This is a genomic window from Jiangella ureilytica, from assembly GCF_004348545.1.
Lineage (GTDB): Bacteria > Actinomycetota > Actinomycetes > Jiangellales > Jiangellaceae > Jiangella > Jiangella ureilytica.
In genome coordinates, this window is the sequence record NZ_SMKL01000019.1 from 64,965 (window position 1) to 90,086 (window position 25,122).

Annotated in this window: 28 protein-coding genes; 12 read left to right on the forward strand and 16 right to left on the reverse strand. The window is 71.5% G+C overall.

The annotated features are described in order from the left end of the window. Positions 1-34: 34 nt before the first annotated feature. The 4 genes from E1212_RS10825 to E1212_RS10840 are packed head-to-tail and all read right to left on the reverse strand — an operon-like array spanning position 35 to position 1,839. Entirely contained in the window at positions 35-751 is a 717-nt protein-coding gene (locus tag E1212_RS10825) for a hypothetical protein (RefSeq protein WP_131982183.1), read from the reverse strand. Next, a complete protein-coding gene (locus tag E1212_RS10830) occupies positions 748-903 on the reverse strand; it encodes a ribbon-helix-helix domain-containing protein (RefSeq protein ID WP_131982185.1) in 156 nt (51 codons plus the stop codon). Before E1212_RS10830 ends, E1212_RS10825 begins: the two co-directional genes overlap by 4 nt. A gap of 26 nt (positions 904-929) precedes the next feature. Then, a complete protein-coding gene (locus E1212_RS10835; RefSeq protein ID WP_131982187.1) occupies positions 930-1,649 on the reverse strand; it encodes a GAP family protein in 720 nt (239 codons plus the stop codon). 1 nt (position 1,650) lies between these two features. Further along, complete coding sequence (locus tag E1212_RS10840) at positions 1,651-1,839, reverse strand: hypothetical protein (protein ID WP_203416737.1); 189 nt, start codon at positions 1,837-1,839, stop codon at positions 1,651-1,653. Positions 1,840-1,907: 68 nt separating this feature from the next. Here E1212_RS10840 and E1212_RS10845 point away from each other — a divergent pair, with 68 nt between their 5' ends. Then, positions 1,908-2,555: a TetR/AcrR family transcriptional regulator gene (locus tag E1212_RS10845; protein ID WP_131982191.1), complete on the forward strand. Its 648-nt coding sequence runs from the start codon at positions 1,908-1,910 to the stop codon at positions 2,553-2,555. A 57-nt stretch (positions 2,556-2,612) separates the two neighbouring features. Here E1212_RS10845 and E1212_RS29965 read toward each other — a convergent pair whose 3' ends face one another. After that, positions 2,613-2,756 (reverse strand): GPGG-motif small membrane protein, encoded by a 144-nt coding sequence (locus E1212_RS29965; protein WP_169790486.1) that lies wholly within the window; start codon positions 2,754-2,756, stop codon positions 2,613-2,615. A 134-nt stretch (positions 2,757-2,890) separates the two neighbouring features. On the opposite strand from E1212_RS29965, the gene purB reads away from it, so the two are divergent. Both purB and E1212_RS29390 read left to right on the forward strand, forming a co-directional pair. Beyond that, the gene (gene purB, locus E1212_RS10850; RefSeq protein ID WP_131982193.1) at positions 2,891-4,333 is read left to right on the forward strand and encodes an adenylosuccinate lyase; all 1,443 of its coding nucleotides are present in this window, start codon (positions 2,891-2,893) and stop codon (positions 4,331-4,333) included. Between the two features lie 281 nt (positions 4,334-4,614). Further along, the gene (locus E1212_RS29390) at positions 4,615-4,755 is read left to right on the forward strand and encodes a hypothetical protein (RefSeq protein ID WP_162605419.1); all 141 of its coding nucleotides are present in this window, start codon (positions 4,615-4,617) and stop codon (positions 4,753-4,755) included. A gap of 122 nt (positions 4,756-4,877) precedes the next feature. Here the strand turns inward: E1212_RS29390 and E1212_RS10855 are convergent, their stop codons facing one another. After that, positions 4,878-9,206, reverse strand: a complete 4,329-nt coding sequence (locus E1212_RS10855) for a carboxypeptidase regulatory-like domain-containing protein (protein WP_203416739.1) — start codon at positions 9,204-9,206, stop codon at positions 4,878-4,880. 428 nt (positions 9,207-9,634) lie between these two features. On the opposite strand from E1212_RS10855, the gene E1212_RS10860 reads away from it, so the two are divergent. The 4 genes from E1212_RS10860 (at position 9,635) to purL (ending at position 13,538) form a co-directional block, all read left to right on the forward strand. Beyond that, positions 9,635-10,117 (forward strand): winged helix-turn-helix domain-containing protein, encoded by a 483-nt coding sequence (locus tag E1212_RS10860; protein ID WP_162605420.1) that lies wholly within the window; start codon positions 9,635-9,637, stop codon positions 10,115-10,117. Positions 10,118-10,366: 249 nt separating this feature from the next. Further along, positions 10,367-10,618, forward strand: a complete 252-nt coding sequence (gene purS, locus E1212_RS10865; RefSeq protein WP_131982199.1) for a phosphoribosylformylglycinamidine synthase subunit PurS — start codon at positions 10,367-10,369, stop codon at positions 10,616-10,618. Next, the gene (purQ, locus tag E1212_RS10870) at positions 10,618-11,289 is read left to right on the forward strand and encodes a phosphoribosylformylglycinamidine synthase subunit PurQ (protein WP_131982201.1); all 672 of its coding nucleotides are present in this window, start codon (positions 10,618-10,620) and stop codon (positions 11,287-11,289) included. Before purS ends, purQ begins: the two co-directional genes overlap by 1 nt. Continuing rightward, entirely contained in the window at positions 11,286-13,538 is a 2,253-nt protein-coding gene (gene purL, locus E1212_RS10875; protein ID WP_131982203.1) for a phosphoribosylformylglycinamidine synthase subunit PurL, read from the forward strand. The genes purQ and purL overlap by 4 nt, the downstream gene beginning before the upstream one ends. A 31-nt stretch (positions 13,539-13,569) precedes the next feature. Here the strand turns inward: purL and E1212_RS10880 are convergent, their stop codons facing one another. Genes E1212_RS10880 through E1212_RS10890 form a run of 3 tightly spaced genes read right to left on the reverse strand, consistent with a single transcriptional unit; the run spans position 13,570 to position 16,018 of the window. Beyond that, entirely contained in the window at positions 13,570-14,928 is a 1,359-nt protein-coding gene (locus E1212_RS10880; protein ID WP_131982205.1) for an MFS transporter, read from the reverse strand. Then, a complete protein-coding gene (locus E1212_RS10885; protein ID WP_131982207.1) occupies positions 14,925-15,563 on the reverse strand; it encodes an ArsR/SmtB family transcription factor in 639 nt (212 codons plus the stop codon). Before E1212_RS10885 ends, E1212_RS10880 begins: the two co-directional genes overlap by 4 nt. A 32-nt stretch (positions 15,564-15,595) precedes the next feature. Further along, on the reverse strand, positions 15,596-16,018 hold the full coding sequence (locus E1212_RS10890; protein WP_131982209.1) for a VOC family protein: 423 nt from the start codon (positions 16,016-16,018) through the stop codon (positions 15,596-15,598). 91 nt (positions 16,019-16,109) lie between these two features. On the opposite strand from E1212_RS10890, the gene E1212_RS10895 reads away from it, so the two are divergent. From E1212_RS10895 to E1212_RS10915, 5 genes are read left to right on the forward strand one after another with little or no spacing between them, the layout of a single operon-like run. Next, complete coding sequence (locus E1212_RS10895; RefSeq protein ID WP_131982211.1) at positions 16,110-16,715, forward strand: TetR/AcrR family transcriptional regulator; 606 nt, start codon at positions 16,110-16,112, stop codon at positions 16,713-16,715. Between the two features lie 40 nt (positions 16,716-16,755). Beyond that, positions 16,756-17,019, forward strand: coding sequence for a type II toxin-antitoxin system Phd/YefM family antitoxin (locus E1212_RS10900; RefSeq protein WP_131982213.1), 264 nt, complete (start codon positions 16,756-16,758; stop codon positions 17,017-17,019). After that, positions 17,016-17,444, forward strand: coding sequence for a type II toxin-antitoxin system VapC family toxin (locus tag E1212_RS10905; protein WP_131982215.1), 429 nt, complete (start codon positions 17,016-17,018; stop codon positions 17,442-17,444). The genes E1212_RS10900 and E1212_RS10905 overlap by 4 nt, the downstream gene beginning before the upstream one ends. 7 nt (positions 17,445-17,451) lie before the next feature. Next, positions 17,452-18,615 carry an AAA family ATPase gene (locus tag E1212_RS10910; protein WP_131982217.1) on the forward strand — a complete coding sequence of 388 codons (1,164 nt, stop codon included), beginning with the start codon at positions 17,452-17,454 and terminating at the stop codon, positions 18,613-18,615. Positions 18,616-18,624: 9 nt separating this feature from the next. Next, entirely contained in the window at positions 18,625-19,422 is a 798-nt protein-coding gene (locus E1212_RS10915) for a sterol carrier family protein (RefSeq protein WP_131982219.1), read from the forward strand. Between the two features lies 1 nt (position 19,423). Here the strand turns inward: E1212_RS10915 and E1212_RS10920 are convergent, their stop codons facing one another. The 7 genes from E1212_RS10920 to E1212_RS10950 form a co-directional block, all read right to left on the reverse strand. After that, positions 19,424-20,197 carry an anti-sigma factor family protein gene (locus E1212_RS10920; RefSeq protein ID WP_131982221.1) on the reverse strand — a complete coding sequence of 258 codons (774 nt, stop codon included), beginning with the start codon at positions 20,195-20,197 and terminating at the stop codon, positions 19,424-19,426. Beyond that, entirely contained in the window at positions 20,190-20,720 is a 531-nt protein-coding gene (locus E1212_RS10925; protein ID WP_203416741.1) for an RNA polymerase sigma factor, read from the reverse strand. The genes E1212_RS10920 and E1212_RS10925 overlap by 8 nt, the downstream gene beginning before the upstream one ends. A gap of 56 nt (positions 20,721-20,776) precedes the next feature. Beyond that, positions 20,777-21,070, reverse strand: coding sequence for a hypothetical protein (locus tag E1212_RS10930; protein WP_131982223.1), 294 nt, complete (start codon positions 21,068-21,070; stop codon positions 20,777-20,779). 15 nt (positions 21,071-21,085) lie between these two features. After that, complete coding sequence (locus E1212_RS10935) at positions 21,086-22,771, reverse strand: sodium:solute symporter family protein (RefSeq protein ID WP_131982225.1); 1,686 nt, start codon at positions 22,769-22,771, stop codon at positions 21,086-21,088. Between the two features lie 97 nt (positions 22,772-22,868). Further along, positions 22,869-24,221: a serine hydrolase domain-containing protein gene (locus E1212_RS10940; protein ID WP_420814366.1), complete on the reverse strand. Its 1,353-nt coding sequence runs from the start codon at positions 24,219-24,221 to the stop codon at positions 22,869-22,871. 13 nt (positions 24,222-24,234) lie between these two features. Next, positions 24,235-24,645, reverse strand: coding sequence for a nitroreductase/quinone reductase family protein (locus E1212_RS10945; protein WP_203416742.1), 411 nt, complete (start codon positions 24,643-24,645; stop codon positions 24,235-24,237). Positions 24,646-24,702: 57 nt separating this feature from the next. Beyond that, a partial coding sequence (locus tag E1212_RS10950) for an FGGY-family carbohydrate kinase (RefSeq protein WP_275296164.1) occupies positions 24,703-25,122 on the reverse strand: 420 nt, incomplete at its 5' end.

Below are 25,122 nucleotides of genomic sequence, written 5' to 3' on the forward strand. Positions count from 1 at the left end.
CGCGCCGCCGTCCCGACATTCCGCCCGGGAGGGACTACGAGCCAGTCCGGCGGAATCCGTGCAGGTCGGACTGGGCCTCGTTCACGTAGATGTCGGGTCCGCCGTCGGGGTCGGGCAGCCGGACGGTGAGCCCGTAGTTCTCGTCGACGACGGCCGCGGCCAGCCCGCGGCGCACCAGCCGGTCGGCCAGGCCGCGCACGTCGCCGTCGTACTCGAACGACAGCTGCACCCCCGTCGGCTCGGGGCCGTGCGCCGCGACCAGCCCGCCGCCCGGCACGGCGAAGTCGACCCACGTGCCGGAGTGCGCCGAGATCCGCACGGTCAGCCCGAGGCGGCTCAGCACGCCCGCCGCACCCGCGACGTCCGGGGTGTACCAGAGCGGCAGCGCGGACAGCGCCGGGTCGGCGCCCGGGACCGGCGCCCGCGGCGGCTGCTCGTCGACGTGCAGGCGCAGGCCGTCGGGGCCGGTGACCACGAGCCGGTCGCCGGCCGACACGGCCGCCAGCTCGTTGCGCTCGCACAGCTCGGCCACCGCCGGCAGGTCGGGCGTGGTGAAGCCGAGCTCGGCCGCGGGCTCGCCGGCGCGGACGATGGCGACCCGCCCGCCGCCCAGGGCGAGCTCGACGCCGCCGGGCCTGGCCGCGTCGCCCGCCCCGGCCGCCACGCCGCCGAGGGCCTCGACGACGTCGACCCACTGCTCGACCCGCGGCGTGTACCGGACCGGGCGGACGGTGAGCGCGAGCTCCGTCATCGGGGATCCTCCTCGTGGGTGGCGGCGAGGTACTCGGTGAGCGCCTTCTCGACGAACGCCGACAGGCTCAGCCCTTCGTCGATGCTGCGGTGCTTGACCGCGCGGACGACGTCGGGCGGCAGGTAGACGTTGAACTGGACCTTGTCGGGCATGGCTAGAATGCTAGCGAATGCCGGCCTCAGCCGAAGAGCTGGAACTCGGTGGTCAGAGTGGAGATCGCGTCGCGGGCCAGCAGCACGCCGGCGATGCCCATGATCCAGGCCAGCGTCTCGCCGGAGTTGGCCCGCAGCCAGTCGCGGAACCGCTCGAACCGCGACCGCACCCGCTCGCCGGCGATCCGCCGGACCAGGTACAACAGCGCGCCCGGCAGCACCATGACGACGGTGTAGCCGGCCAGTAGCGGGCCCCACTGGGCCGGACTCAGGTCCGCCGAGGTCATCAGGCCGATCGCGGCCAGGTACGGCAGCGCCGTCGCCGCCTCGAGCAGCCCGGTGGTGAGGCCGAGGCCGACCATCGCCGGGAGGGTCTGCGCCCGTCCCGCCCGCCGCTGCGTCCGCCCGGCCGCACCGCTGCCGCCGTCGTCCTCCCTCTCCTTCTTCTTCCCCGGCACGAACCAGCAGCCGATGAAGAGCGCCGCGCCGATGCCGAGCTGCACGAGGTGGGCCGTGCGGCTGTCCATGGCGTCGCCGAGGGAGTCGGTGACGGCGCCGAGCCCGGCCATCAGGGCGACGCCCAGCGCGAAGTAGAACGCCGCGACGGTCGTGAGGTAGCCGGTCAGCAGCCGCCCCGTACGCGGCCCGGCGGTGAGCAGCAGGTAGATCGAGATGCCGATGGTCGCCGGGCTCAGCGTGTCGAGCAGCGCCAGCCCGGCGGCCGGCAGGATGACGTCGGGGCCCACGTCACCGGCTCCGGGGCGCGCGAGTCGCGCGGAAGATCACGGTCACGACGACGGCGACCACCACGGCGACGGCGGCGAACGCTGCGACGTCGACGGCGGTCTCGCCGGTCGGCACGACCAGCTGCCGCGCATGGTTCGCGCCGGCGATGGCGATGACGTACACCCACCAGGGCGCCCAGCGGTCGTTCACGAGGGTCCTTTCCATGTTTCAGTACGACTGTATTAAATAACTTAGCACAGCCGTGATAGAAAGACCTCGTGCCGAAGGTCGTCGACCACGAACAGCGCCGCCGCGAGATCGTCGACGCGGTGCTCCGGGTGGTGGTGCGCGACGGCGCCGCCGGGGCCTCCGTGCGGACGGTGGCGGCCGAGGCCGGCTGGTCCACCGGCGCGCTGCGGCACTACTTCGCCACCCAGCGCGAGCTGCGCGAGTTCACGGCGCGGATGGTCACCGAGCGCGTGGGGGCGCGGATCCGCGAGTTCGTCGCGGAGCACGAGTCCGCCCTGTCGCTGCCGGAGCTGGCGGCGGGCATCCTGGAGCAGCTGATCCCGCTGGACGAGCAGCGGCGCGAGGAGTATCAGCTGTGGCTGGCGGTCGGGGAGTGGTCACGCACCGACCAGCTGGAGGAGTCGGCCCGCATGTGGGCCGAGCAGCGCGACATCCACCTGCAGATCGTGTACCGGCTCTCGGGCTACCCGAACGAACCGGTGCCGGCCGAGGGCTTGGACCCGCGCGTCGCCGCCTGGGCGGAGTACCTGCACGTCTTCGTCGACGGGCTGGCGGCTCAGGCGATGTTCGTGCCCGCGGACATGCCGCCGCACCGGGTCCGGGCGGTGTTGCGGGACTTCCTCGCTGAAGTGCCGCCGCTCGCGGACCTGTCACGGTCCGCGGGCGACGGCGGTTGACGGCGGCGCCGGCTGGTGCCGCCGCCCTTGTCAGGTGCAGGTCAGATGGTGCGTGCGTCAGGTGAAGATGCTGACACCGCCGGGGCCGACGAGCAGGCCGACGACGATGAGCACGATGCCCCACAGCATCTGGCCGCGAACCAACGAGACGATCCCCGCGATGACGAGGATGACGGCCAGGATCCAGAGCACGAATTCCATGTCTCCCTCTTCCCTTCACTCCCAGGCCGCCGGGGGACCGGCGGCGGCTGAGCTCGGTGATCAGTTGATGCCCGAACGCCCGGATTCCAAACGTGTGGTGCCGACCGGAGCGTCGTCGCGGTGCATGCGGGACAATGGACGTCGTGCCCGACAAGTCCTCGATCCCCGACGTCCTCGCCGCCCGCTACGCCTCGCCGGAGCTGACCCGGCTGTGGTCGCAGCAGAACAAGATCGTTCTCGAGCGGCGGCTCTGGCTGGCCGTGCTGCAGGCGCAGCGCGACCTCGGCGTCGACGTGCCCGACGGCGTCGTCGAGGCGTACCAGGCGGTGCTCGACCAGGTCGACCTCGACTCCATCGCCGCGCGCGAGCGGGTGACCCGCCACGACGTCAAGGCGCGCATCGAGGAGTTCAACGCGCTGGCCGGCCACGAGCACGTCCACAAGGGCATGACCAGCCGCGACCTGACCGAGAACGTCGAGCAGCTGCAGATCCGGCTCTCGCTCGAGCACGTCCGCGACCGACTGGTCGCCGTCCTCGTCCGGCTGGCCGCCCGCGCGGCGGAGCACGCCGGCACCGTCATGGCCGGGCGCAGCCACAACGTGCCGGCCCAGGCCACCACGCTCGGCAAACGGTTCGCGTCGGCGGCCGACGAGACGCTGGCGGCGTTCGACCGGGTGTCGGAGCTGCTGGCCCGGTATCCGCTGCGCGGCATCAAGGGCCCGGTCGGCACGGCGCAGGACATGCTCGACCTGCTCGGTGGCGACGCGGAGCGGCTCGCTGAGCTGGAGCGGCGCATCGCCGGCCATCTCGGGTTCGAGCGGGTGCTCACCAGTGTCGGCCAGGTCTACCCGCGCTCCCTCGACCACGACGTCGTGTCCGCGCTGGTCCAGGTCGCCGCCGGGCCGTCGTCGCTGGCCACCACCATCCGGCTCATGGCCGGGCAAGAGCTGGTCACCGAGGGGTTCAAGGCCGGCCAGGTCGGTTCCAGCGCCATGCCGCACAAGATGAACACCCGGTCCTGCGAGCGGGTCAACGGCCTCGCCGTCGTCCTGCGCGGCTACGCCTCCATGGCGGCCGAGCTGGCCGGCGCCCAGTGGAACGAGGGCGACGTGTTCTGCTCGGTCGTGCGCCGGGTCGCGCTGCCGGACGCGTTCTTCGCGCTCGACGGCCTGTTCGAGACGTTCCTCACCGTTCTCGACGAGTTCGGCGCCTATCCCGCGGTCATCTCGCGCGAGCTCGATCGCTACCTCCCCTTCCTCGCCACGACGTCGGTGCTCATGGCCGCGGTCAAGGCCGGAGTCGGGCGCGAGACGGCGCACGAGGCCATCAAGGAGCACGCCGTCGCCGTCGCGCTGTCCATGCGCGAGCAGGGTGCCGAGCGCAACGACCTGTTCGAGCGGCTGGCGGGGGACGAGCGGCTGGGGCTGGACCTGGCTCACCTCGACTCGCTGGTCCGGTCGCCGCTGGAGTTCACCGGCGCGGCGCGGGCCCAGGTCGGCGCCATCGTGGCCCGGGTCGACGAGATCGCGGCGGAGCACCCCGTGGCCGCCGCCTACACCCCGTCGCCGATCCTGTAGCAGCAGAAACCCCGGCGCGGAGTCAAAGCAACAAAGCCACGCGCCGGGATTCTAGGTCGGGATCGACGGTGTTTGCAGCACCTCCTCCAACCAAGGACAGCGTACAACCGTTGACTGCCCCTTCACCAGGTGTCATCCTGAAGGGCTAACTACGTACGGGATCCGCCCGGGTGTGGTTCATCGAAGTTGGATGGGCTACCGGGCGGGCTGTTAGCAGCGGTTCACCGGGTAGCCCCCGAAAGGGAAGGTGTTCTGGTGAGTCAAGCAACAGGCGAGGACGCATGCTGGCGCAGCTGGAGACAGCGCGCAAGTACACCAAGGTGATCGGCGACATGGCGCGAGACGTCGGTCCGATCGTGATCGTGGTGGTGCTCCTCCTCCTGGGTGTTCCCTTGATGGAGCTCGTGACGCTGCTGAGGTAGCGGGCGAATCCGCAGGGAGCGAACGGGGTCGGCGCGAGCCGGCCCCGTCGTGCGTCGTGAGCCGGGCATGCCGCCGGGGGCGGCGCCGTCGCCGGCGCCGCCCCCGGACGATCAACCTCCTCCTACAGGTCGGGCCGGTCGGTCACGCGCAGGGCGTTGACGATCGGCAGCTGGTAGCCGAAGCGGTCGTGGAACTGGATGGTCAGCGCGCCGCCGTCGTGCTCGACGACGAAGGTGTGCTGGTCGGCCCAGAGGCCGCGGACCTCGGCGGCGACGTCGTGGTTGACCAGGACGTAGTCGCCGTTGACACTGACGTCGAACACGCGGCGCCCGGGCAGCATGTTCGCCTGGAACTCCGCGAACCCGAGCTCCACCTCGTACGTGCCGGCCGGCACGTTGTCGAACCGGTAGCTGAAGATGCCCGACCGCCGGTCCTTGAACAGCGGGTCGTCCTCGGTGCCGCCGATTGCCCGGTTGGTCGAGGAGACCTCGACCCGCTGGCCGACCCAGCCCCACGAGCCGGCGGTGTGCTTCTTGTCCGCCTGCCACATGTCCTGGTCGCCGTCGGTGTACGCGGCCCCGCCGGCGTTGACGCCGACCTGGTACGCGGGCACGAGCAGCGAGACCGGGATCTGGTGGTTCGGGACCCGCCCGGCGTTGGTCGCGATCGTCAGCGTCGCCTCGTAGAGGCCCGGCTCGAGGCCGGTGCTGTCGGCCGTGACCGTCACCGTCACCGACTCGCCCGGCGCCAGCGTGCCCGACTCCGGGGACTCCGAGAGCCACGGCACGTCACTGGCGTTCGGGACGCCGGTGTCGATGAGGTACGCCGTGTTCGTGAGCTGGCTGGTCGCCCAGAGCTCACCGGTGTCGTTCATCTCCAGGCCGGCACCCGGGCCCTCGCCCTGCTCCGGGAACTCGATCGTCGAGATCGTGGCGCAGTCCGACGGGTCGATCTGGTAGATGAACGTGGTCAGCGAGCTGTTGACCATCCACAGCACGTTCGCCGTCGGGTTGTAGGCGAGGCCGGCGATCGACGCGTCCTCGGTCTCGCACCGGGCGAGGGTGGCACCCGGGTCGTCGTGGGACTGGCCCGCGACGGTGTAGATGATGCCCTCGTTCCAGCCGCCGATGTAGAAGACGTCGTCGACGGGGTTGTAGGCGAGGCCGCGCTGTGAGATGCCGTTCCACGGCGAGCCCGAGATCACGTACTGCTCGGACCCGTCGGCGGTGTCGAAGCAGTGGATCGCGTTGTCACCGCCGACGTTGACCTGGCACATCGCGCCGGTGCTGGCGTCCAGGGCCATGTCGCCGTTCCAGACGCCGCCCCAGTTGCCCGAGAACACCTCGCCCGGCTCGCCGTCGGTGGAGAACTGGTGGTTGGTGACGCTGTCGGGATCGGACACCCAGACGTCGCCGTCGTAGCCGACGCCCCAGGCCACGTTGACGCCCGCCGTGTCCCACTCGGCCAGGACGTCGCCGGGGGCGGCCGGCGCCATGTCGCGCGACGCCAGCTCGGCCAGCTGCTCCGCCGAGTACGTGCCGAGTGCCGTGCGGGCGTTCGCGTCCACCTTCGAGCTGCCCATGAGGTCCGGGGTCAGCGCCGTCTGCCGGCCGGAGCCGCGGTTGACCTCGGTGGCCTCCCAGGTCAGGTCCGCGGAGCCGGTGTTGGTGATGGTCACCTCGCCGGAGCGGGTCTGGCCCTCGGTGATCGTCCAGGACAGGTCGTCGGACTCGACGACGGCGATGCCTGTCGGCAGCGAGAAGTCGATCGTGTTGACCTCGCCGTCCTGGTTGATGATGACGTCCTCGCCGCCGGTCGTGTAGCCGTCCTTGCTCGCCTGGATCGTGTACGAGCCGAAGAACAGCTGCATGCGGTAGGAGCCGTCGGCGTCGGTGCTGACCGAGCGGACGACGGTGCCGTCGGCGGCCACCGCGGACACGGTGGCGCCCTCGATCGGCAGGTCGTCGTTGGTGTCGGTGACGGTGCCGGCGACGGAGCCGTTCGGCGGCAGGGAGAACGTGATGCCCGTGCCGTCGGACAGCGCGGCCTCGTTGAACGAGTACTGCAGGCCGTCGGTGCCGGTCGCGTTCTCGATGCCGACGGTGGCGCTGTTGCCGAGCTCGCGCGCCTGGGCCGGATCGAGGTTGCGGTAGGCGACGGAGACCGTGCCGTCCTCGTGCAGGGTCACGCTGAAGTCGACCCGGAGGTTCGCCACGTTGTAGAACGCGACGTTGCGGTACTCGATGACGAACCCGCCGTCGACGGTGCCGGTGTAGACGCCGCCGTCGGCCTGGATGTGCATGTCGTCCCAGAAGGGCGCGATGGTGGCGTTGGGCGCCGCGGCACCGGGGATGGCGGTGTTGGTGTAGTTGGTGACGGGAGCCAGGAAGTTCACGTGCCCGTTCGAGGACAGGTACGCGGTGTCGTAGCTCTCGCCGTAGAACGGGAAGTCGAACGGCAGCGCGACGGTCGCCGTCGACTCGTCGCCGGTCAGGGCCACCGGGGTGGTGCCCTCGACGTACTCCGACGGGCCCGTGGTGCAGAAGTAGCCGTAGCCGTCGCTCCGCGCGGGCAGCGCGAAGTCCAGCGTCGACGGACCGCTGACCGTCAGCGACTGCGTGAGCGGGTCGCTGCAGCGGCCGCCGTCGGCGGTCAGCTCGTACGTCCCGGCCGGAACCGCGGCGAACGAGTAGGTGCCGTCGGCGCCCGTCGTCGCGGGCTCGACCGGCGCGCCCTCGATGGTGACGGTGGCGCCGGTCACCGGGTCGCCGGACTGCGCGTCGGTGACCGTGCCGGAGACGGGATGGCTGTCGGCCGCCTCGAGGGCGACGTCGAGCGTGGTGGTGGTCTCGGCCGTGACGGTGGCGGTGGCCGTCGCCGTCTCGTAGCCGAACGCGGACACCGTCACGTCGTAGTCGCCGGCGGTGAGGACGAGCGAGTAGGTCCCGTCGGCGCCGGTGGTGGTCTCGCGCTCGATCGGGCCCGAGACCGTGACCGTCGCGCCCTCGGCCGGGGCGCCGGCCGCGGTGACGGTGCCGGCCAGCGTGCCGGTCTCGCCGGTCAGAGCGCCCTCGAGCAGCGCCAGTGCGTCGAGCCGGCCCTCACCCCACACGTTGTTGTCGTCGGCCGTGCCGCCACACTGCAGGTCCTCGACGTCGATGGCGGTCTCGTCGAGCAGCGCACGCGTGCCCTCGATGTCGCCGACCAGCGTCGGTGCGGCCGACCAGAGCAGCGCGATGGCGCCGGCGGTGTGCGGCGTGGCCATCGACGTGCCGGAGAGCGAGCCGTAACCGCCGTTGTTGATCGACGAGCGGACGTTCACGCCGGGTGCGGAGATGCTCGGCTTGATCTCGCCGTCCTGGCCGGGGCCGCGGCCGGAGAAGTCGGCGATGTCGTTGTTCTGGTCGTACGCGCCGACGGAGTAGTTGATGGTCCGGCTGCCCGGCGAGCCGCTGCTCTCGCAGGAGTCGCCGCTGTTGCCGTTGGCCCACACGCCGAAGATGCCGGCGTTGGCCCACTCGATGAGGATGTCCTCCATGAACGGGTCGTTCGACGGGAAGATCGAGCCCCACGAGTTGTTGACGATGTGCGGGCGCTTCGACACGTCCGGGTTGTCGCCGTTGAGGTCGGTCGGCGCGAGCATCCACTCACCGGAGGCGATGAGGTCGGCATCGGAGCAGGTGTTGCAGCCGTTCGCCGCGATCCACGTCGCGCCGGGCGCGACGCCGATCTGGTTGCCGGAGCCGTCGTCGCCCACCATGGTGCCCATCGTGTGGGTGCCGTGCGAGTTGCCCGCACCCTCGAACGGGGCGTCGCTGGAGCCGGTGGCGTCGAACCAGTTGTAGTCGTGGTCGAAGCTGCCGCCGTCGTTGCCGCGGTACTGCTCGACCAGCGCCGGGTGGTCGTAGTCGACGCCGCTGTCGATGTTCGCGACCACGATGCCCTCACCGCGGACGCCGAACTGCGACCAGACGTCATCGGCGTTGATGTTGGAGATCCCCCACTCGACCGCGGCCGTGCCCATGCCGGACGACGGCTTCGCGTCGACGGGCTCGGGCAGCTCGTAGGTGCGCGGCTCGCGGATCTGCTCGACCACGTCCAGGGCGGCGAGCTCCTCGGCCAGGGCACGGGTGCCGTCCTCGACGAGGATCGCGTTGGTGATCCAGTGTGCCTCGTAGCCGATGCCGCGCTCGTCCAGGAGCTTGCGGACCGCCGCCTGCGACTGGTCGGCGGTCGCCTTGAGCTGGTCGACCACGAACTGACCACGTTCGGTCCAGTCCTCGATGTCCGTCGCGGTGGTGGTCGGCGCCGACGAGGTGAACCGGACCCAGAAGTCGGCGCTGTCCTTGACGGCATCCGGGTCGAACACGCCGGGCTCGATCTTCGAAGCCGGCTCGGCGGGCCGGCCGAATCCGGCCTGTGCCGGAGTGGCGGCCAGAACGGCCGACACCAAGGCGAAGACCGAGAGTACGGCGGCGAGATATCGCCGCGCTGCTTTCCTTTGCCTCGTGGGACTCGCTGGAGCCTGGGGATCTCGCGGTCGGCCACGGGCTGGGTCGACTGGTAGCTGCACGGGGACCTCCTGTGTCGGCGCGCGACATGACGAAGGCAGTGACCGGGGCGCCACGTCACACGTGTCCGAAATGCGGTGGCGCCATCCTCGCTATGTCCGGCTACCGGCGACAAGGTCGGTTCGTGGGCAAGACGGAGGCCGTTGGCGGGCGCTGCCTGACGGATTGACTGCCGGATGCTCGGGATTTAACCGGAAATGTTCCGCGAGACATACCAAATCGTCGCGAAACCTGTCATGCTGCCAAGCAATCGGTGGGGCGTTTTGCAGGGAGTTGATGCATGGTGTCCGCAGCGCCATACATTGAAATGAACACGCCATTCGTCATCTGTGTCGGCACCTCACTCGAGGACTCGACCGCGATCGCCCAGGCGATCGACCGGCGCGCCATCGTCATGGTGGCACCCGACCCGGAGGCGGCCCGGCGGCTGCTGGTCGGCGACGCGTCGGTGCCGGACACCCCGGCCGGCGTCGAGGACCTCGAGCAGCGCGTCATCGAACGCGGCTGTCTGCGCGTCGACCTGGTGTCGCGACAAGTCACCTGGGGCGACATCGACATCGCGCTCAGCGCCCGCGAGTTCGACCTGCTGGCCACGCTGGCCACCGAGGCCGGCCGGGTCTGGACGTTCGAGGAGCTCATGCGGCGCATCTGGAAGACCCGCTACCTGGGCGACTCCGACCCCGTGGTGTCGGCGGTGAAGCGGCTGCGCCGGCGGCTGGCCCTCGTCGTCGACGAGTTGCGGGTCGTCTCGGTGCGCGGCGTCGGCTTCCGGCTGGTCGTCCCGGACTGAGCCGGACGCCGATCGCGGGTCGGCCCGCGCAGGGTGTGGGCCGCACCCGCGGCAGAAGGCTGGACACTGGAGCCGCGGGGCCGGGCGAGATCCTGCACGGCCACTCGTCCGTGCGTCTCGCACCGACGATGTCGAGGAGGCCTCCGGCCCCCTCTCCAAGCCGGTCTCGCCCGCCCGGCAGAACAGTGGAGCCGCGCTGGGTATCCTGGGGCACGTTCCCGGTTCTTCTGCCGCGCGAGGAGCGTGCCCGTGGCCCGCGTCGTTGTCGACGTCATGCTCAAACCCGAGATCCTCGACCCGCAGGGCAAAGCCGTGCTGGGCGCATTCGGCCGCCTCGGCTTCGACGGCGTCGCCTCGGTCCGCCAAGGCAAGCGGTTCGAGATCGAGCTCGACGGCGAGGCCACGCCCGAGGCGGTGGCCGAGATCGAGCGGGCCGCGGCCACGCTGCTGGCCAACCCGGTCATCGAGGACTTCACCGTCCACGTGGAGGCCGGCGTCTGATGCGCATCGGCGTCGTCACGTTCCCCGGTTCCCTCGACGACCGCGACGCCGCCCGGGCCGTGCGGGTCGCCGGTGGCGAGGCGGTCTCGCTCTGGCACGGTGACGCCGACCTGCACGGTGTCGACGGTGTCGTGCTGCCGGGCGGCTTCTCCTACGGCGACTACCTGCGCTGCGGCGCCATCGCCCGGTTCGCCCCGGTCATGGAGCGGGTCGTCGACGCCGCCCGCGGCGGCCTGCCGGTGCTGGGCATCTGCAACGGCTTCCAGATCCTGTGCGAGTCGCACCTGCTGCCGGGCGCGCTGATCCGCAACGACCACCGCAAGTTCGTCTGCCGCGACCAGCCGCTGCGGGTCGAGTCGGTGTCGACGGCGTGGACGTCCGGTTACGCGGCCGGGCAGGAGATCGTCATCCCGCTGAAGAACGGCGAGGGCGGCTACGTCGCCGACGAGCGCATGCTCGACGAGCTCGAGGCCGAGGGCCGGGTCGTCCTCCGGTACGTCGGCGACAACCCCAATGGGTCCTACCGCGACATCGCCGGCGTCACCAACGCCCGCGGCAACGTCGTCGGGCTCATGCCGCACCCCGAGCACGCGGTCGAGTCGCTGACCGGTCCCGGCACCGACGGCCTCGGCTTCTTCACCTCCGTCCTCGAAGGGCTGGTTCGTTCGTGATCGACACCGTCGAGCTGGCGGGCAAGACGCCCGACCAGCCGCAGCCCTGGGACGAGCTCGGTCTCAAGGCCGACGAGTATCAGCGCATCCGCGACATCCTCGGCCGCCGGCCCACCAACGCCGAGCTGGCCATGTACAGCGTCATGTGGTCCGAGCACTGCTCGTACAAGAGCTCCAAGGTGCACCTGCGCCAGTTCGGCGAGAAGGCCCCGGCGTCCGACGCGCTGCTGGTCGGCATGGGGCAGAACGCCGGCGTCGTCGACATCGGGCACGGCTACGCGATCACGTTCAAGATCGAGTCGCACAACCACCCGTCCTACGTCGAGCCGTACCAGGGCGCGGCCACGGGCGTCGGCGGCATCGTCCGCGACATCCTGGCCATGGGTGCGCGGCCGGTCGCCGTCATGGACTCTTTGCGGTTCGGCCCGCTCGACGCCGACGACACGCACCGGGTGCTGCCCGGCGTGGTGGCCGGCGTGGGCGGCTACGGCAACTGCCTGGGCCTGCCCAACATCGGCGGCGAGGTCGTCTTCGACCCGTCGTACGCCGCGAACCCGCTGGTCAACGCGCTGTGCGTGGGTGTCATGAAGCACGAGGACATTCACCTGGCCAACGCCACCGGCGTCGGCAACAAGGTGGTGCTGTTCGGCGCTCGCACCGGTGGCGACGGCATCGGCGGCGCGTCGATCCTCGCGTCGGAGTCGTTCGACGACAGCAAACCCAGCAAGCGGCCGGCCGTCCAGGTCGGCGACCCGTTCATGGAGAAGGTGCTCATCGAGTGCTGCCTCGAGCTGTTCGAGGCGCGCGTGGTCGAGGCCATCCAGGACCTCGGCGCGGCCGGCATCTCCTGCGCGACCTCCGAACTGGCCAGCAACGGCGACGGCGGCATGTACGTGCAGCTCGAGAAGGTGCTGCTGCGCGATCCCAGCCTGACGCCCGGCGAGATCATGATGTCGGAGTCGCAGGAGCGCATGATGGGCGTCGTCACGCCCGAGAACCTCGACGCGTTCCTCGCCATCACCGCCAGGTGGGACGTCGAGACCGCGGTCATCGGCGAGGTCACCGGCACCGGCCGGCTGATCATCGACTGGCACGGCGAGACCATCGTCGACGTCGACCCCCGCACGGTGGCGCACGACGGCCCGGTGTACGAGCGGCCGTTCGCCCGGCCGGAGTGGCAGGACGAGCTGCAGGCGGCCGGCCCCGAGGGGCTGGCGCGACCGGCGGGCGGCGACGAGCTGCGCGGCACCCTGCTGCGGCTGCTCGGGTCGCCGAACCTCGCCTCGAAGTCCTGGATCACCGATCAGTACGACCGCTACGTGCTCGGCAACACCGTGCTCGCGCAGCCCGAGGACGCCGGCGTGCTGCGCATCGACGAGGAGACCGGTCTGGGCGTGGCCATCGCCACCGACGGCAACGGCCGCTACGCCAAGCTCGACCCGTACACCGGTGCGCAGCTGGCGCTGGCCGAGGCGTACCGCAACGTCGCCACCACCGGGGCCCGGCCGCTCGCCGTCACCGACGGCCTCAACTTCGGCTCGCCCGAGGACCCCGCGGTCATGTGGCAGTTCGCCGAGGCGATCCGCGGCCTGGCCGACGGCTGCCAGGCGCTGGGTACCCCGGTCACCGGCGGCAACGTGTCGCTGTACAACCAGACCGGCGACACCGCGATCCTGCCGACGGCCATCGTGGGTGTGCTCGGCGTGCTCGACGACGTCGCCCGCCGCACGCCGCAGGGCTTCCGCGAGTCCGGGCAGGTCGTCTACCTGCTGGGCGAGACCCGCGACGAGTTCGGCGGCTCCGAGTGGGCGTGGGCCGAGCACGGGCACCTGGGCGGGCGGCCGCCGTCGGTCGACCTCGCCGCGGAGCGCGAGCTGGCCGAGATCCTGGTCAACGCCTCACGCGACGGGCTCATCGACGCCGCACACGACCTGTCCGACGGCGGGCTGGCCGTCGCGCTGGTCGAGTCGGTGCTGCGCTACGGCGTGGGCGCGCGGGTGTGGGTGCCCGACGGCGTCGACCCGTTCGTGTTCCTGTTCTCGGAGTCGCAGGCCCGCGCGATCGTGGCGGTGCCGCGCTCTGAGGAGGTGCGCTTCACCGACATGTGCTCGGCCCGGCGGTTCGCGCACCAGCGCATCGGCGTGGTCGACGACGGCGGCGAGCTCGACGTGCAGGGGCTGTTCACGGTGCCGGTCGAGGAGCTGCGCACGGCTCACGAGTCGACGCTGGCCTCGGCTTTCGAGGGCTAGTCGCCCTTCCCTTGCGTGACTCACTGCGGCCTCAGACCTCGCGGTCGGCCGTCGGCTCGGCCTCGGCGTCCGCCTTGGCCGCGGCGATGCGCCCGTTGGTCAGCCGGGGCAGCGCGTAGAGCACCATCAGCACGTGCGCCGCCGCGGCGACCAGGAACGGCAACCGCAGCGCCCACTCCCGGCTGAGCCAGGTGTCGGCGACGGTGACCAGGATGCCGCCGAGCAGCGTGCCCAGCGAGATGGCGCCCCAGCCGAAGAACCGGTAGACGGAGTTCACCCGGCCGAGCAGGTGGTCGGGGATGATGCTCTGCCGCATCGAGACCGTGATGACGTTCCACAGCACGATGAAGAAGCCCTCGACCACAAGCACTGCGTAGACGATGAACGGCGACGACACCAGGCCGATGGCGCCCAGTGAGCCGCCGAGCACGATCAGCGACACGAACAGCGAGGTGCCCGGGCCGATACGCGCGCTGACCCGGTCGGCGACCAGTGACCCGAGCACGGCGCCGACCGCCGTCCCGGACAGCAGGATGCCGAACTCCGTCGCGTTCAGGTGGAGGATCTCCTGCGCGAGCAACACGTAGATGGCCATCGCGGCGGCGCTCAGGCCGTTCGCGGCCCCGAGTAGGAAGGCCAGCGAGCGCAGCAGCTGATGGTTCCACAACCAGCGCAGGCCCTCGCCGATCTCGGCCTTCCAGTTGATCCGGCCGCTGGTCACCTTGCCCTTGGGGGCGAACTGCCCGGCCAGCATGAACACCAGCCCGGCCGCGACGGCGAACGTGCCGGCGTTGACGAAGAACGGCAGCGCGAACGCCAGGCCCAGCAGCAGGCCGGCCAGCGGCGGGCCGACGAAGTTGTTGACGACGACCTCGGCGCCCCACATGCGCCCGTTCGCCTTCTCCAGGCGGTCCTTCGCGACGATCGACGGCAGCAGCGTCTGAGCGGTGTTGTCGCGCAGCACCTCGGCGGTGCCGAGCAGGAACGCCATGAGGTACAGCAGCACCAGCAGCACGGTGCCGTTCTCGGGGAGGTCCGCGGTGCCGCCCGCGATCTGGTCCGGCGTCGGCAGGTCGGACTGCCACGCCAGCACCGCCCACGAGAACGCGAACATCACCGCGAACCGCGACACGTCCATGGCGGCGACCAGCTTCCGCCGGTCGAGGCGGTCGGTGATGACCCCGGCGGGCAGCGAGAACAGCAGCCACGGCAGCCGGGTCGCCAGCGTGACCAGCGCGATCTGCAGCGGGTCGCGCGTGACGGCGGTGGCCAGCCACGGGATCGCCACCGCCGACAGCCCGTCGCCGAAGTTCGAGACGACCGACGCGCTCCAGAGCTTCCAGTAGTTGCGGCCCAGCCCGGTCTTCGCCGGCGCCTCGGTGGTCGTCACGCCGCACCGCCCTTCGTGTCGCCGTCGTCGCCGGAACCGTCGCCGTCATCCGCACCGGGCACGTCCGGCAGATGGCCCCGCCCGGTCGGGTAGATGCCCACCAGCAGCCCGAACGTCACCTCGCCCGCCCGCGGCTCGCGGACGAACTCGTCGAGCAGGTCGAGCAGCCGTTGCCGCCACTCCGCCGCGCGTTCGACCGGGATGCGGGCGAACCGGCTGTTCGTCAGCATGGGCAGGTCTTTGTACGCCTCGGGGATCTGCGCGATCTCGTCGACGGTCTCGGAGAGCAGGCCCTTCGGCTCCAGCCCGATGCCGTCGAACGAGGCGCGGTCCCAGTCGTGGTACAGGAACACCCGAGCCGTGCGGCCGTAGTAGCGGGCCTCGATGGCGCGCACCTGCTTGGTGCGGACCACGTGCACGAGCCCCGCGTACTCGAGGACCTTCAGGTGGTGACCGACCGTCCCCTTGGGCTTGTGGAGCGCGACCGCCAGCTCGGACGTCGTGGCGGCACGTTCGAGCAGCAGCATGACGATCTTCATGCGGGTGTCGTCGAACAGCGCCCGGTACTGCGCCGGATCGGTGAGCTCGAGCTCGTCGGCGAGCTCATAGTCTGGAATGGCGGACTGGTCGGCCATTCCCGTATGGTCGGCCGATCCAGACCATTCTGTCAAGCCTCTGCGACGTACTGGTCCACGTACTCGCCGGTGGGCTCGATGGCCGTGATGACGTCGACCAGCACGCCGTCGGGCCCCTCGACGATGAAGTGCCGCTGGCCGAACGCCTCGCTGCGCAGGTCGAGCGCGACGGGCAGGCCGGCCTCGCCCGCCAGCCGCCGGTACACGTCGTCGACGTCGGGCACCTCGATGTTGACCAGCAGGCCGGCGGCAGGGCGGCGGAACCCGGCCGGGACGGTCCGGTGCCGGTGGTCGACGAACGCGAGCTCGAAGTGCGGCGACTCGGGATGGCGCAGGCTGACGTACCAGTCGGACTCGAAGGTGAGCTCGAAGCCGAAGTGCGTGCGGAAGAAGTCGCGTGCCGCGCCGACGTCGGCGCTGCCGATGACGGGATAGCAGCCGGTGATGGTGGTCATCTCGGTCCTCCTGATCTCAGATACCTACCGTCGGTATGTGATGTGACGCTATGATACATACCGCTGGTATGTCAATCGGAGTCTGGGAGGTGTGGTGTCCCCGTCGAAGCTCGAGCAGCGGCTGGCCACGTATCAGGCGCTGGTCACCGAGGCCCGCCGCCAGTTCGCCCGCGACGGCTACGCCGCGGTCAGCCTGGCCGGCATCGTCGACGCCGTCGGGCTCACCAAGGGCGCGCTCTACCACCACTTCCCGAACAAGGCCGCGCTGTTCCGCGCCGTCGTCGAGCAGGTCCAGACCAAGGTCGCGCAGCGGGTGGTGGCGGCGGCCGAGGCGCAGACCGACCCCTGGCCGCAGCTGCTCGCGGGGTGCGAGGCGTTCCTGCGGGCCGGCGCCGACCCCGAGGTGCAGCGCATCATGCTCATCGACGGTCCGGCCGTGCTCGGCTGGGACGAGTGGCGCGCCCTCGACGACGCGTCGTCCGGCCGGCACTTGCGCGAGGCCCTGCAGGCCGTCATCGACGACGGCGTCATGGCGCCGCATCCGGTGGCGCCGCTCGCCCATCTGCTGTCCGGCGCCATGAACGAGGCGGCCCTGTGGCTGGCCCGGTCCGACGACCCCCGCGACCTCGACGACACCGTCGCCACCCTGCTCACGATGCTCGAGGCGTTGCGCGTGCGCAGCAGTGGCGCGAGGTGACCAACATGACTAGTCTGGTCATGAAAGGTCGGTGGTGACCATGACGACAGCCGACACGTGGAGCGTCGCCGACGCGAAGGCCCGTCTGAGCGAACTGCTCGAGACCGTCGGCCGTGACGGCCCCCAGACCATCAGCCGGCGCGGCCGCGCGGTGGCGGTGGTGGTGTCCATCGATGAGTGGGAGCGCCGCAAGCGGCGCCGGGGCTCGCTCGCTGACTTCTTCGCCACGTCACCGTTGCGCGAACTCGGCGGCGAGCTGGAGATCGAGCCGCGCGGCGGCTCGATGCGAGAGATCGATCTGTGACGTACCTGATCGACACCAACGTCATCTCCGAGCTCATCAGCGCCTCGCCCGATCGGCGGGTCGAGTCCTGGCTGCGCGGCGTCGATGAGGACGCGTTACTGGTCAGCGCCATCACGCTGGGCGAATTGCGGTTCGGCATCGAGCTGCTGCCGGCGGGCCGCAAGCGCGACCGGCTCGAGAGCTGGATGGCGGACGAGTTCCTGCCCCGGTTCGAGGACCGCGTGCTGACGGTCACCGCTGCGGTCGCGGACATGTGGGGCCGCATCAAGGCCAGTGCGCGATCGGCCGGCCGGCAACTGACGCCGGCCGACGGCCTGATTGCGGCGACGGCGTTCTCCCACGGCCTCGTCCTGGTGACCAGAAACACCGCCGATTTCCGAACCACCGGCGTCGAACTGCTCAACCCCTGGCACGAGGACGTGTAGTCACCGCATGCTGCGCACCGTCGCCATCGCCCACTACCGGTCGCTGCGCGACGTCGTGCTGCCGTTGACCGGCCTCGACGTGGTCACCGGCGCCAACGGCACGGGCAAGTCGAGCCTGTACCGGGCGCTGCGGCTGCTGGCCGACTGCGCGCGCGGCGACGTCATCGCCTCCCTCGCCCGCGAGGGCGGCATGCCGTCGGTCACCTGGGCCGGGCCCGAGAGGCTGAGCCGCGAGATGCGCTCGGGGGAGCAGCCGATCCAGGGCGCCCGGCGGTCCGAGCCGGTCGGCGTGCGCATGGGCTTCGCCGGCGACGACTTCGGCTATCTCATCGACCTCGGCCTGCCGCAGCCCGGCGGCGGCCCGACGTACTTCGGGCTCGATCCCGAGATCAAACGCGAGGCCGTCTGGAGCGGCCCGGTGCTGCGGCCGGGCACGTGGCTGGCCGACCGCCGCAACGAGATGGTGCGCGTGCGCTCGGGCGGCGGCGACTGGGAGCATCTGGCGCAGGGCCTCCGCACGTTCGAGAGCATGCTGAGCGAGGTCAGCGACCCGGTCCGCGCGCCGGAGCTGCTGACCGTGCGCGAGCAGGTGCGCGGCTGGCGCTTCTACGACCACTTCCGCACCGACGCCGAGGCGCCCGCCCGGCTGCCGCGCATCGGCACCCGCACCCCGGTCCTGGCCGACGACGGCGCCGACCTCGCCGCCGCACTGCAGACCATTCGCGAGATCGGCGCCGTCGAGGCTCTCGACGCCGCCGTCGACCATGCCTTCCCGGGCTCGCGGCTCGAGATCGAGCAGGTCGGCGGCCGGCTCGACCTCTCGTTCCGGCAGTACGGACTGCTCCGCCCGCTGAGTGGGGCCGAGCTCTCCGACGGCACGCTGCGGTTCCTGCTGTGGGCCGCCGCCCTGCTCACGCCGCGGCCGCCGGCGCTCATGGTGCTGAACGAGCCCGAGACGAGCCTGCATCCGCAGCTGGTGCCGGCGCTGGCCGAGCTCGTCGTCAAGGCCCACGAGGAGACCCAGATCGTCGTCGTCACGCACTCGCGCTCGCTGATCGACCACCTCGGCGCCGCGGCCGCCCGGGTCGAGCTGGTCAAGGACGTCGGCGAGACGGTCATCGACGGCCAGGAGCGCTTCGACCGGCCGTCGTGGAACTGGGGCTCGCGGTAGCCTGCCGGGGTGGCGAAGCGGATCGACACGGCGACGGTATGGGCGGCATACCGGAGCGGTCACCAGGCGCTGCGCGACTGGCTGGCCGCGCTGCCGGCGCAGCACTGGGCCGCGCCCAGCGTGCTGCCCGGCTGGACGGTCGCCGACCTCGCGGCGCACATCGCGCTGGTGGCCGACTCGGTGACGGCGACGGCGGCGGCTCCCCGCGGGGTGGCGGCGCACGGACTCGGTGAGTACCTCCGCACCTACGCCGCGGCGGCGGGTGGCCTGTCGGACCTGACGCGCGCCATCTCGGCCGACGCCGGGCACGACAAGAACCGCATCCTCGCCGCCGTCGACGAGCGCTTCGCCGCCGCGCAGGCCACCGTCGACGAGCGCGGACTCGACGACCTCGTGCTCACGACACGGCGCATCCCGGCTCGGCAGGGCGACTACCTGCTCACCCGGACCATCGAGATCGCCGTCCACGCCGACGACCTCGCCCGGTCGGTCCCCGCCGACGCCGCCGATCCCCCCGCCGTTCCCCGCGACACCACCCGGCTCGCCGTCCGCGCGCTGCTGGAGGTGCTGGCCGAGCGGGCGCCGGGCCGCAGCGTCGAGGTGCGGGTCGCGCCGTTCGCCGCCGTCCAGTGCATCGAGGGACCACGGCACACCCGCGGCACGCCCCCGAACACCGTCGACCTCACGCCGTCGCTGTGGCTCCGGCTGGCCGGCGGCCGCACCACCTGGGCCGACGAGGTGGCCGCCGGCGCCGTCCTGGCCAGCGGCCAGCGCGCCGACCTGTCAGCGCACCTGCCGCTGTTCTAGGTCACGGCGGCGAGTCGCCGGAGAGGTCGGCCGTGAAGGTGGCGCCACCGGCACCGACCAGCTCGACCCGCTCGATCTGGTAGATGTCCGCGTCGACGGTGGCGCCGGCCCCGCCGCCGCTGCCGTCGACCTCGAGCTCGGCGACCGGCTCGGACCAGTCCTCGGTGGTGACCACGACCTCGTACGCGCCCGGGTCGACGGTGTCGTCGAGCACGGTGAACACCCAGGACGGCTCGCCCTGGTAGAGGAAGACGTGACCGACCTGCGTGCCGCCGTCGTCGACGATGGGCGCGGCGTGGAAGTAGCGCCCGTTCGCCACGTCGAGCGTCTCGCGATAGCTCGCCGCGACGTCGCGCTCCTCGGAGGTGGCCTGCCAGACCAGGCCCGCGCCGACCAGTCCGGCGACCGCGGCCGCCGCGGCGTAGGGCAGCACGCGCTGCCAGCGCCGTGGTCGCAGCGCGGTGACGACGGGGTCCGGCTCACTCTCCGCGGGTGGTGGCGGCGGAGCCGCGGGCACCGCCGGCGCGCCCGGCTCGGCGGTCAGCGCCGCGATGCGGGCCAGGACCGCGCCCTCGAACCCGGCCGGCGGGTCGTGCTCCGGCGCGACCAGCAGGACCTCGTCGGCGACGCGGGTCAGCTCCTCGAGCTCGCGGCGGCAGTCGGGGCAGTCGGCCAGGTGGGCCAGCACGCGCGCGCGATCCGGGCCGCTGGCGGCACCCGTGGCCACCTCGGCCAGCGCGTCGGCGACGTCGCCGCACCTCGTCGGATCAACCATGACTCACCTCGAGCATCGCACGCAGCCGGGACAGTCCGGTCCGGATGCGCGTCTTGGCCGTCCCGAGCGGGATCTGCTCCTTCTCGCTGATCTCTCGGGCGGTCAAGCCGAAATGTACTGACAGCAGGACGGCCATCGCCTGCTCGCGGGGTAGGGCCCGCAGTGCGGCCGTGATGCGCTCGCTGTCGGCGACCCGGTCGCTGTCGTTGGTCGGGGAGATCAGCATCTCCGCGACGACGGCCGGTTCGACGGCGAGCTCCCGGCGCACCCGAAGGACGTCGATGGCGACGTTGCGGGTGATGGTCAGCAGCCACGTCGACGCCTGCGCCTTGCGGGCGTCGTAGTTGCCGGCGTGCCGCCAGGCCCGGACGAACGCTTCCTGTGCCACCTCCTCGGCGATCGCGGGCACGCCCACCACCGACAGTGCCAGACCGTAGACGCGTCCCTGGTGGCGGCGGACGAACGCGGCCATCGCGTCCGCGTCACCGGCGGCCATACCGGCGAGCAGCGCCTCGTCCGACACCCTCACACCCTCATATACGTGCGCGGACGGCGAATCGATTGGATCCGGAGGTGGCGTCAGTCACGTTCGCCACCCGCTGCCGCCTCGGTGTCGACGATGATCGGGCGCAGCCGGTTCCACAGGACGAAGAGGACCGCGACCAGGAGCAGGCCGATGCCGGTCCACAGGTTGATGTTGATGCCGTCGCTCTTCTGCAGGTCGGCGTCGCTGGTGCCGAAGAGGCCCATCCCGGTGAGGATGAGGCCGAAGATGCCGAACAGCGCGGCGATGACGATGCGGATGTCGAAGGCGCCGGCCCGGCGTGCCCGGCCGGCCCGGGTGGTGCCCTGCCCGCTGCCACTGATGCTCATCTGCCTCGCCTCCCGTCAGAAGAAGATGATGTTGAGGATGATGATGAGGACGAGCGCGATGCCGGCCATGAGTCCCGGCCGCTGGTACCAGGCGTCGTTGCGGTCGCGCGGGTCCTGCAGGTCCTCCTTCGGGGTCAGGCCGTACACCAGCCCGACCAGCTCCTTCGCCGGCTTCGGCGCCGTCCGCAGGCTCACGGCCACGCTGACGGCGATGTCGACGACGAACGCGACCCCCGCGGCGAGGAACGCCGAGCCCTGACCCGGCAGGTCGAGGACCCCGGTCTCGGAGAGCACGAACACCGTCACGGCCGACAGCGTTCCCGCCACGAGCCCGGTCCAACCGGCCGCGGCCGTCATCCGCTTCCAGAACATACCGAGGATGAACGTGGCGAACAGCGGCGCGTTGAAGAACGAGAACAGCTGTTGCAGGTAGTCCATCAGGTTCGAGTAGCCGGCCGCGATGAACGCCGTGCCGATGGCGGCCACCGTCGCGACGACGGTGATGATGCGCCCGACCCGCAGGTAGTAGCCGTCCTCGCGGTCCTTGACGACGTAGCGCTGCCAGATGTCGTAGCTGAAGACGGTGTTGAACGAGCTGATGTTCGCCGCCATGCCGGCCATGAACGACGCCAGCAGGCCGGCGATCGCGAGCCCGAGCATGCCGTTGGGCAGCAGGTCGCGCATGAGCAGGAGGATCGCGTCGTTGTAGTCGACGCCGGTCTCGGCGGACTGCGTCTCCTTGAACTCGGCCAGCTCCGGCACGATGATCGCGGCGATCATGCCGGGGATCACCACGAGGAACGGGATGAACATCTTCGGGAAGGCCCCGATGATCGGCGTGCGCCGGGCCGCCGACATGCTCTTCGACGCCATGGCCCGCTGCACCTCGACGAAGTTCGTCGTCCAGTAGCCGAACGACAGCACGAACCCGAGGCCGAACACGATGCCGATGACAGACAGGAGGCTGGAGTCGAACCCGGCGAGCTCGTTGCCCGGCCACAGACTCAGCTGCTCGGTCGAGCCGGTCGCGTCCCGCACTCCCCGGGTCAGCCCCTCCCAGCCGCCCACGCGGTCCAGCGCCACCACCGTCAGCGGGAACAGCGCGGCGACGATGACGAAGAACTGCAGCACCTCGTTGTAGATGGCCGCCGACAGTCCGCCCAGCGTGATGTAGCTGAGCACGATGATCGCGGCGACGATGACGGCCACCTCGCGCGGCCAGCCGAGCAGCGCGTTGACCAGCGTCGCGAGCAGGAACAGGTTGACGCCGGCGATGAGCACCTGCGCCAGCGCGAAGCTGATCGCGTTGACCAGATGGGCCGTCGGGCCGAACCGGCGCAGCATGAACTCCGGCACGCTGCGCACCTTGGAGCCGTAGTAGAACGGCATCATCACGATGCCGAGGAACAGCATCGCGGGGACGGCGCCGATCCAGAAGTAGTGCATGGTCGGCATGCCGTACTGAGCACCGTTCGCCGACATGCCGACGATCTCGATGGCACCGAGGTTCGCGGAGATGAAGGCCAGCCCCGTGACCCAGGCCGGCAGCGATCGCCCGGAGAGGAAGAAGTCGAGGCTGTCCGACACCGCGTAGCGCGCCATCAGCCCGATGCCCAGGACGAACACGAAGTAGACGGCGATGAGCGTGTAGTCCCAGAAACCCGCGTCCAGCCGCAGGCTCGCCTCCGCGACCAACGTCATGGATACCTCCCGGTTGCCACGAACAGCGTCGGTGACCTTACCCGCGAGTACGTGTCACAACCGGTGTGACTTCGACCGGCGTGTCGGGACGACGCCGTCAGTGCCAGCCGGCGCGGTCGACGCCGCCGGGGACGTCGGCCGACGGGTCGTACGGCGTGCGCGTGAAGACGAACGACGCGAGGTCGAGGTGGCTGACGTCGCCGTCGGCGCGCCGGACCACCTTCAGCGGCTCGCCGGCGTAGTAGCCGTCGAGGCCGATCCAGCCGCCGTCACCGTCGGGCCGGAACCGCGACGCCCGCCCGGCGCCGTCGGCCGGTCCGAGCCGCAGCCAGCCGTCGTCCATGGCCCGCAGTACGAACGTCGTCGAGCCCCAGTACCAGTGCCCGGTCAGGGCGAGCAGTGCCGGCGACACCTCGCCGACCTGCCAGGCCGCCGCGTGACGCGGCTCGGCGGCGGTGAACGCGTCGAGCAGCCCCGCGGCGAACCCGCGGCTGAGCCCGGACGTGGCGTTGGTGGCGACCACGACGCCGTCGCCGGTCTCGACGTCGACCCGGACCTCGGCGAGGAAGCCCGGCATCGAGCCGCCGTGGCCGGTGAACCGGCGGCCGCCGTCGTTCCACAGCTGGACGCCGAGGCCGTGCGCGCCGGTCCACGGCGCCCCGGGCACGTCGACGACGACCAGCGGCTTGCACATCTCGGCCAGCGTCGCGGCGGACAGCAGGCCGGCGGTCTCGCCGCCGAGGAACGCGGCCCACCGGCCGAGGTCGCGCACCGTCGACCAGAGCTGCCCGGCCGGTGCCATGGCGCCGCCGTCGTGCTCGGGCTCGCGCAGGACGACGTCGGCGAACGGGTGGACGGCGAGGCCGTGCGCGTGCGGCGCGACCGGGCGCTTCGTGGTGCGGTTCATGCCCAGCGGCTCGAGCAGCTCTTCGGCGACGACGTTGGACCACGAGGTGCCGCGCAGCCGGCCGACCAGCTCGCCGAGCACGCCGAAGCCCACGTTAGAGTAGTGGAACAGCCGGCCCGCCGGGTGCCGGCGGCCCAGTTGCGCCACCAGCGACCGCCACGGCCCGCCCTCGGTGCGCTCCCACCAGGGGCCGTCGGTCTCGGCCTGCAGCCCGGCGCCGTGCGAGAGCAGCTGGGCGATGGTGACGTCGCCGATGCTGGTGTCGGGCAGGTGCTTCTCGAGCGGGTCGGCGAGGTCGAGCGCGCCCTCGTCGCGCAGCCGCATGACGGCGACGGCCACGAACGTCTTCGTGATCGAGCCCATGCGGTACTGCGTGTGCTCGTCGGCCGCACGACCCGCGGACCGGCCGTCGAGGGTGCCGCGGGCGGCGAACCAGACCAGCTCGCCGCCGCGCACGATGCCGGCGGCCAGCGACGGGAGGCGGCTGCCGGCCTGCTCCTGGGCGAGCCTGCGGGTGAGGTCGGAGGCGGTGGAAGGCGCGATCACGCGCCCGAGCCTAACGGTCGGCGCGAGGCGTCAGGATGACGACCGCGGTCTCGGCCGGGCGCCGTGCGGCGAAGCCGTCGAGGTCCTTGTCGACGGACCGCCACAGCGCCCACAGCCGATCCCGCTCGGCGCCCACGGCCGCGCGGACGTGGACCGCGACGGTCCGGCCGGCCACCTCGGCCGTCGCGTCGGGGTTCGCCTGCACGTTGAGCCACCAGGCCGGCTCCGGCGCGGCCCAGCCGTTCATCGCCAGGGTCACGTAGTCCTGGCCGTCCTCGATGTAGCCGAGGATGACCTTGTGCGCGCGGCCGGTGCGCCGTCCCGTGGTGGCCAGCCGCAGCGTGCCCCACCTCCCGGCTTCGGCCGCCAGAGGCCGAGCCGGCCGCCGGTGACGCGGCAGATCGCGCGGTGCACCGTCCACGCGGTGCGGATGAACCAGCGCGGCGGAACGCGCGGGGGCTTCTCGGCGGACATCGGCTCACACGCTAGCGGGTTCGTACCGCCTCATCTGCTGGGTGGAGCGCAGGAGTTCGCGGAGGTTCCAGAGGTCGCCGTGGAGCGCGCCGTGGGCGCGGGCCTGGACGAGGACGTTGCCGAGCGCGGTCGCCTCGACCGGGCCCGCGAGCACCGGCAGTCCGCAGGCGCTCGCCGTCAGCCGGCAGAGCAGGTCGTTGCGGGCGCCGCCGCCGACGAGGTGGACGACGTCGACGGTGCGGCCGGAGAGCTCGGCGGCCTGGTGGACGGTGCGGGCGTAGGCGGCGGCGAGGCTGTCGAGGATGCAGCGGACCAGCCCTGGGCGGGTGTCCGGGACGGGCTGGTCGGCGCGGCGCAGGGTGTCGGCGATGCGGGCGGGCATGTCGCCGGGTGGGAGGAAGGCGGGGTCGTCGGGGTCGAAGAC

Excerpts from the sequence above, each read along its gene's own strand:
- E1212_RS10825 (WP_131982183.1), bottom strand. The coding sequence starts at position 751 with ATGACGGAGCTCGCGCTCACCGTCCGCCCGGTCCGGTACACGCCGCGG.
- E1212_RS10830 (WP_131982185.1), bottom strand. The coding sequence starts at position 903 with ATGCCCGACAAGGTCCAGTTCAACGTCTACCTGCCGCCCGACGTCGTC.
- E1212_RS29965 (WP_169790486.1), bottom strand. The coding sequence starts at position 2,756 with ATGGAATTCGTGCTCTGGATCCTGGCCGTCATCCTCGTCATCGCGGGG.
- purB (WP_131982193.1), top strand. The coding sequence starts at position 2,891 with ATGGACGTCGTGCCCGACAAGTCCTCGATCCCCGACGTCCTCGCCGCC.
- E1212_RS29390 (WP_162605419.1), top strand. The coding sequence starts at position 4,615 with ATGCTGGCGCAGCTGGAGACAGCGCGCAAGTACACCAAGGTGATCGGC.
- E1212_RS10860 (WP_162605420.1), top strand. The coding sequence starts at position 9,635 with ATGAACACGCCATTCGTCATCTGTGTCGGCACCTCACTCGAGGACTCG.
- purQ (WP_131982201.1), top strand. The coding sequence starts at position 10,618 with ATGCGCATCGGCGTCGTCACGTTCCCCGGTTCCCTCGACGACCGCGAC.
- E1212_RS10885 (WP_131982207.1), bottom strand. The coding sequence starts at position 15,563 with ATGGCCGACCAGTCCGCCATTCCAGACTATGAGCTCGCCGACGAGCTC.
- E1212_RS10890 (WP_131982209.1), bottom strand. The coding sequence starts at position 16,018 with ATGACCACCATCACCGGCTGCTATCCCGTCATCGGCAGCGCCGACGTC.
- E1212_RS10900 (WP_131982213.1), top strand. The coding sequence starts at position 16,756 with ATGACGACAGCCGACACGTGGAGCGTCGCCGACGCGAAGGCCCGTCTG.
- E1212_RS10910 (WP_131982217.1), top strand. The coding sequence starts at position 17,452 with ATGCTGCGCACCGTCGCCATCGCCCACTACCGGTCGCTGCGCGACGTC.
- E1212_RS10920 (WP_131982221.1), bottom strand. The coding sequence starts at position 20,197 with ATGGTTGATCCGACGAGGTGCGGCGACGTCGCCGACGCGCTGGCCGAG.
- E1212_RS10930 (WP_131982223.1), bottom strand. The coding sequence starts at position 21,070 with ATGAGCATCAGTGGCAGCGGGCAGGGCACCACCCGGGCCGGCCGGGCA.
- E1212_RS10935 (WP_131982225.1), bottom strand. The coding sequence starts at position 22,771 with ATGACGTTGGTCGCGGAGGCGAGCCTGCGGCTGGACGCGGGTTTCTGG.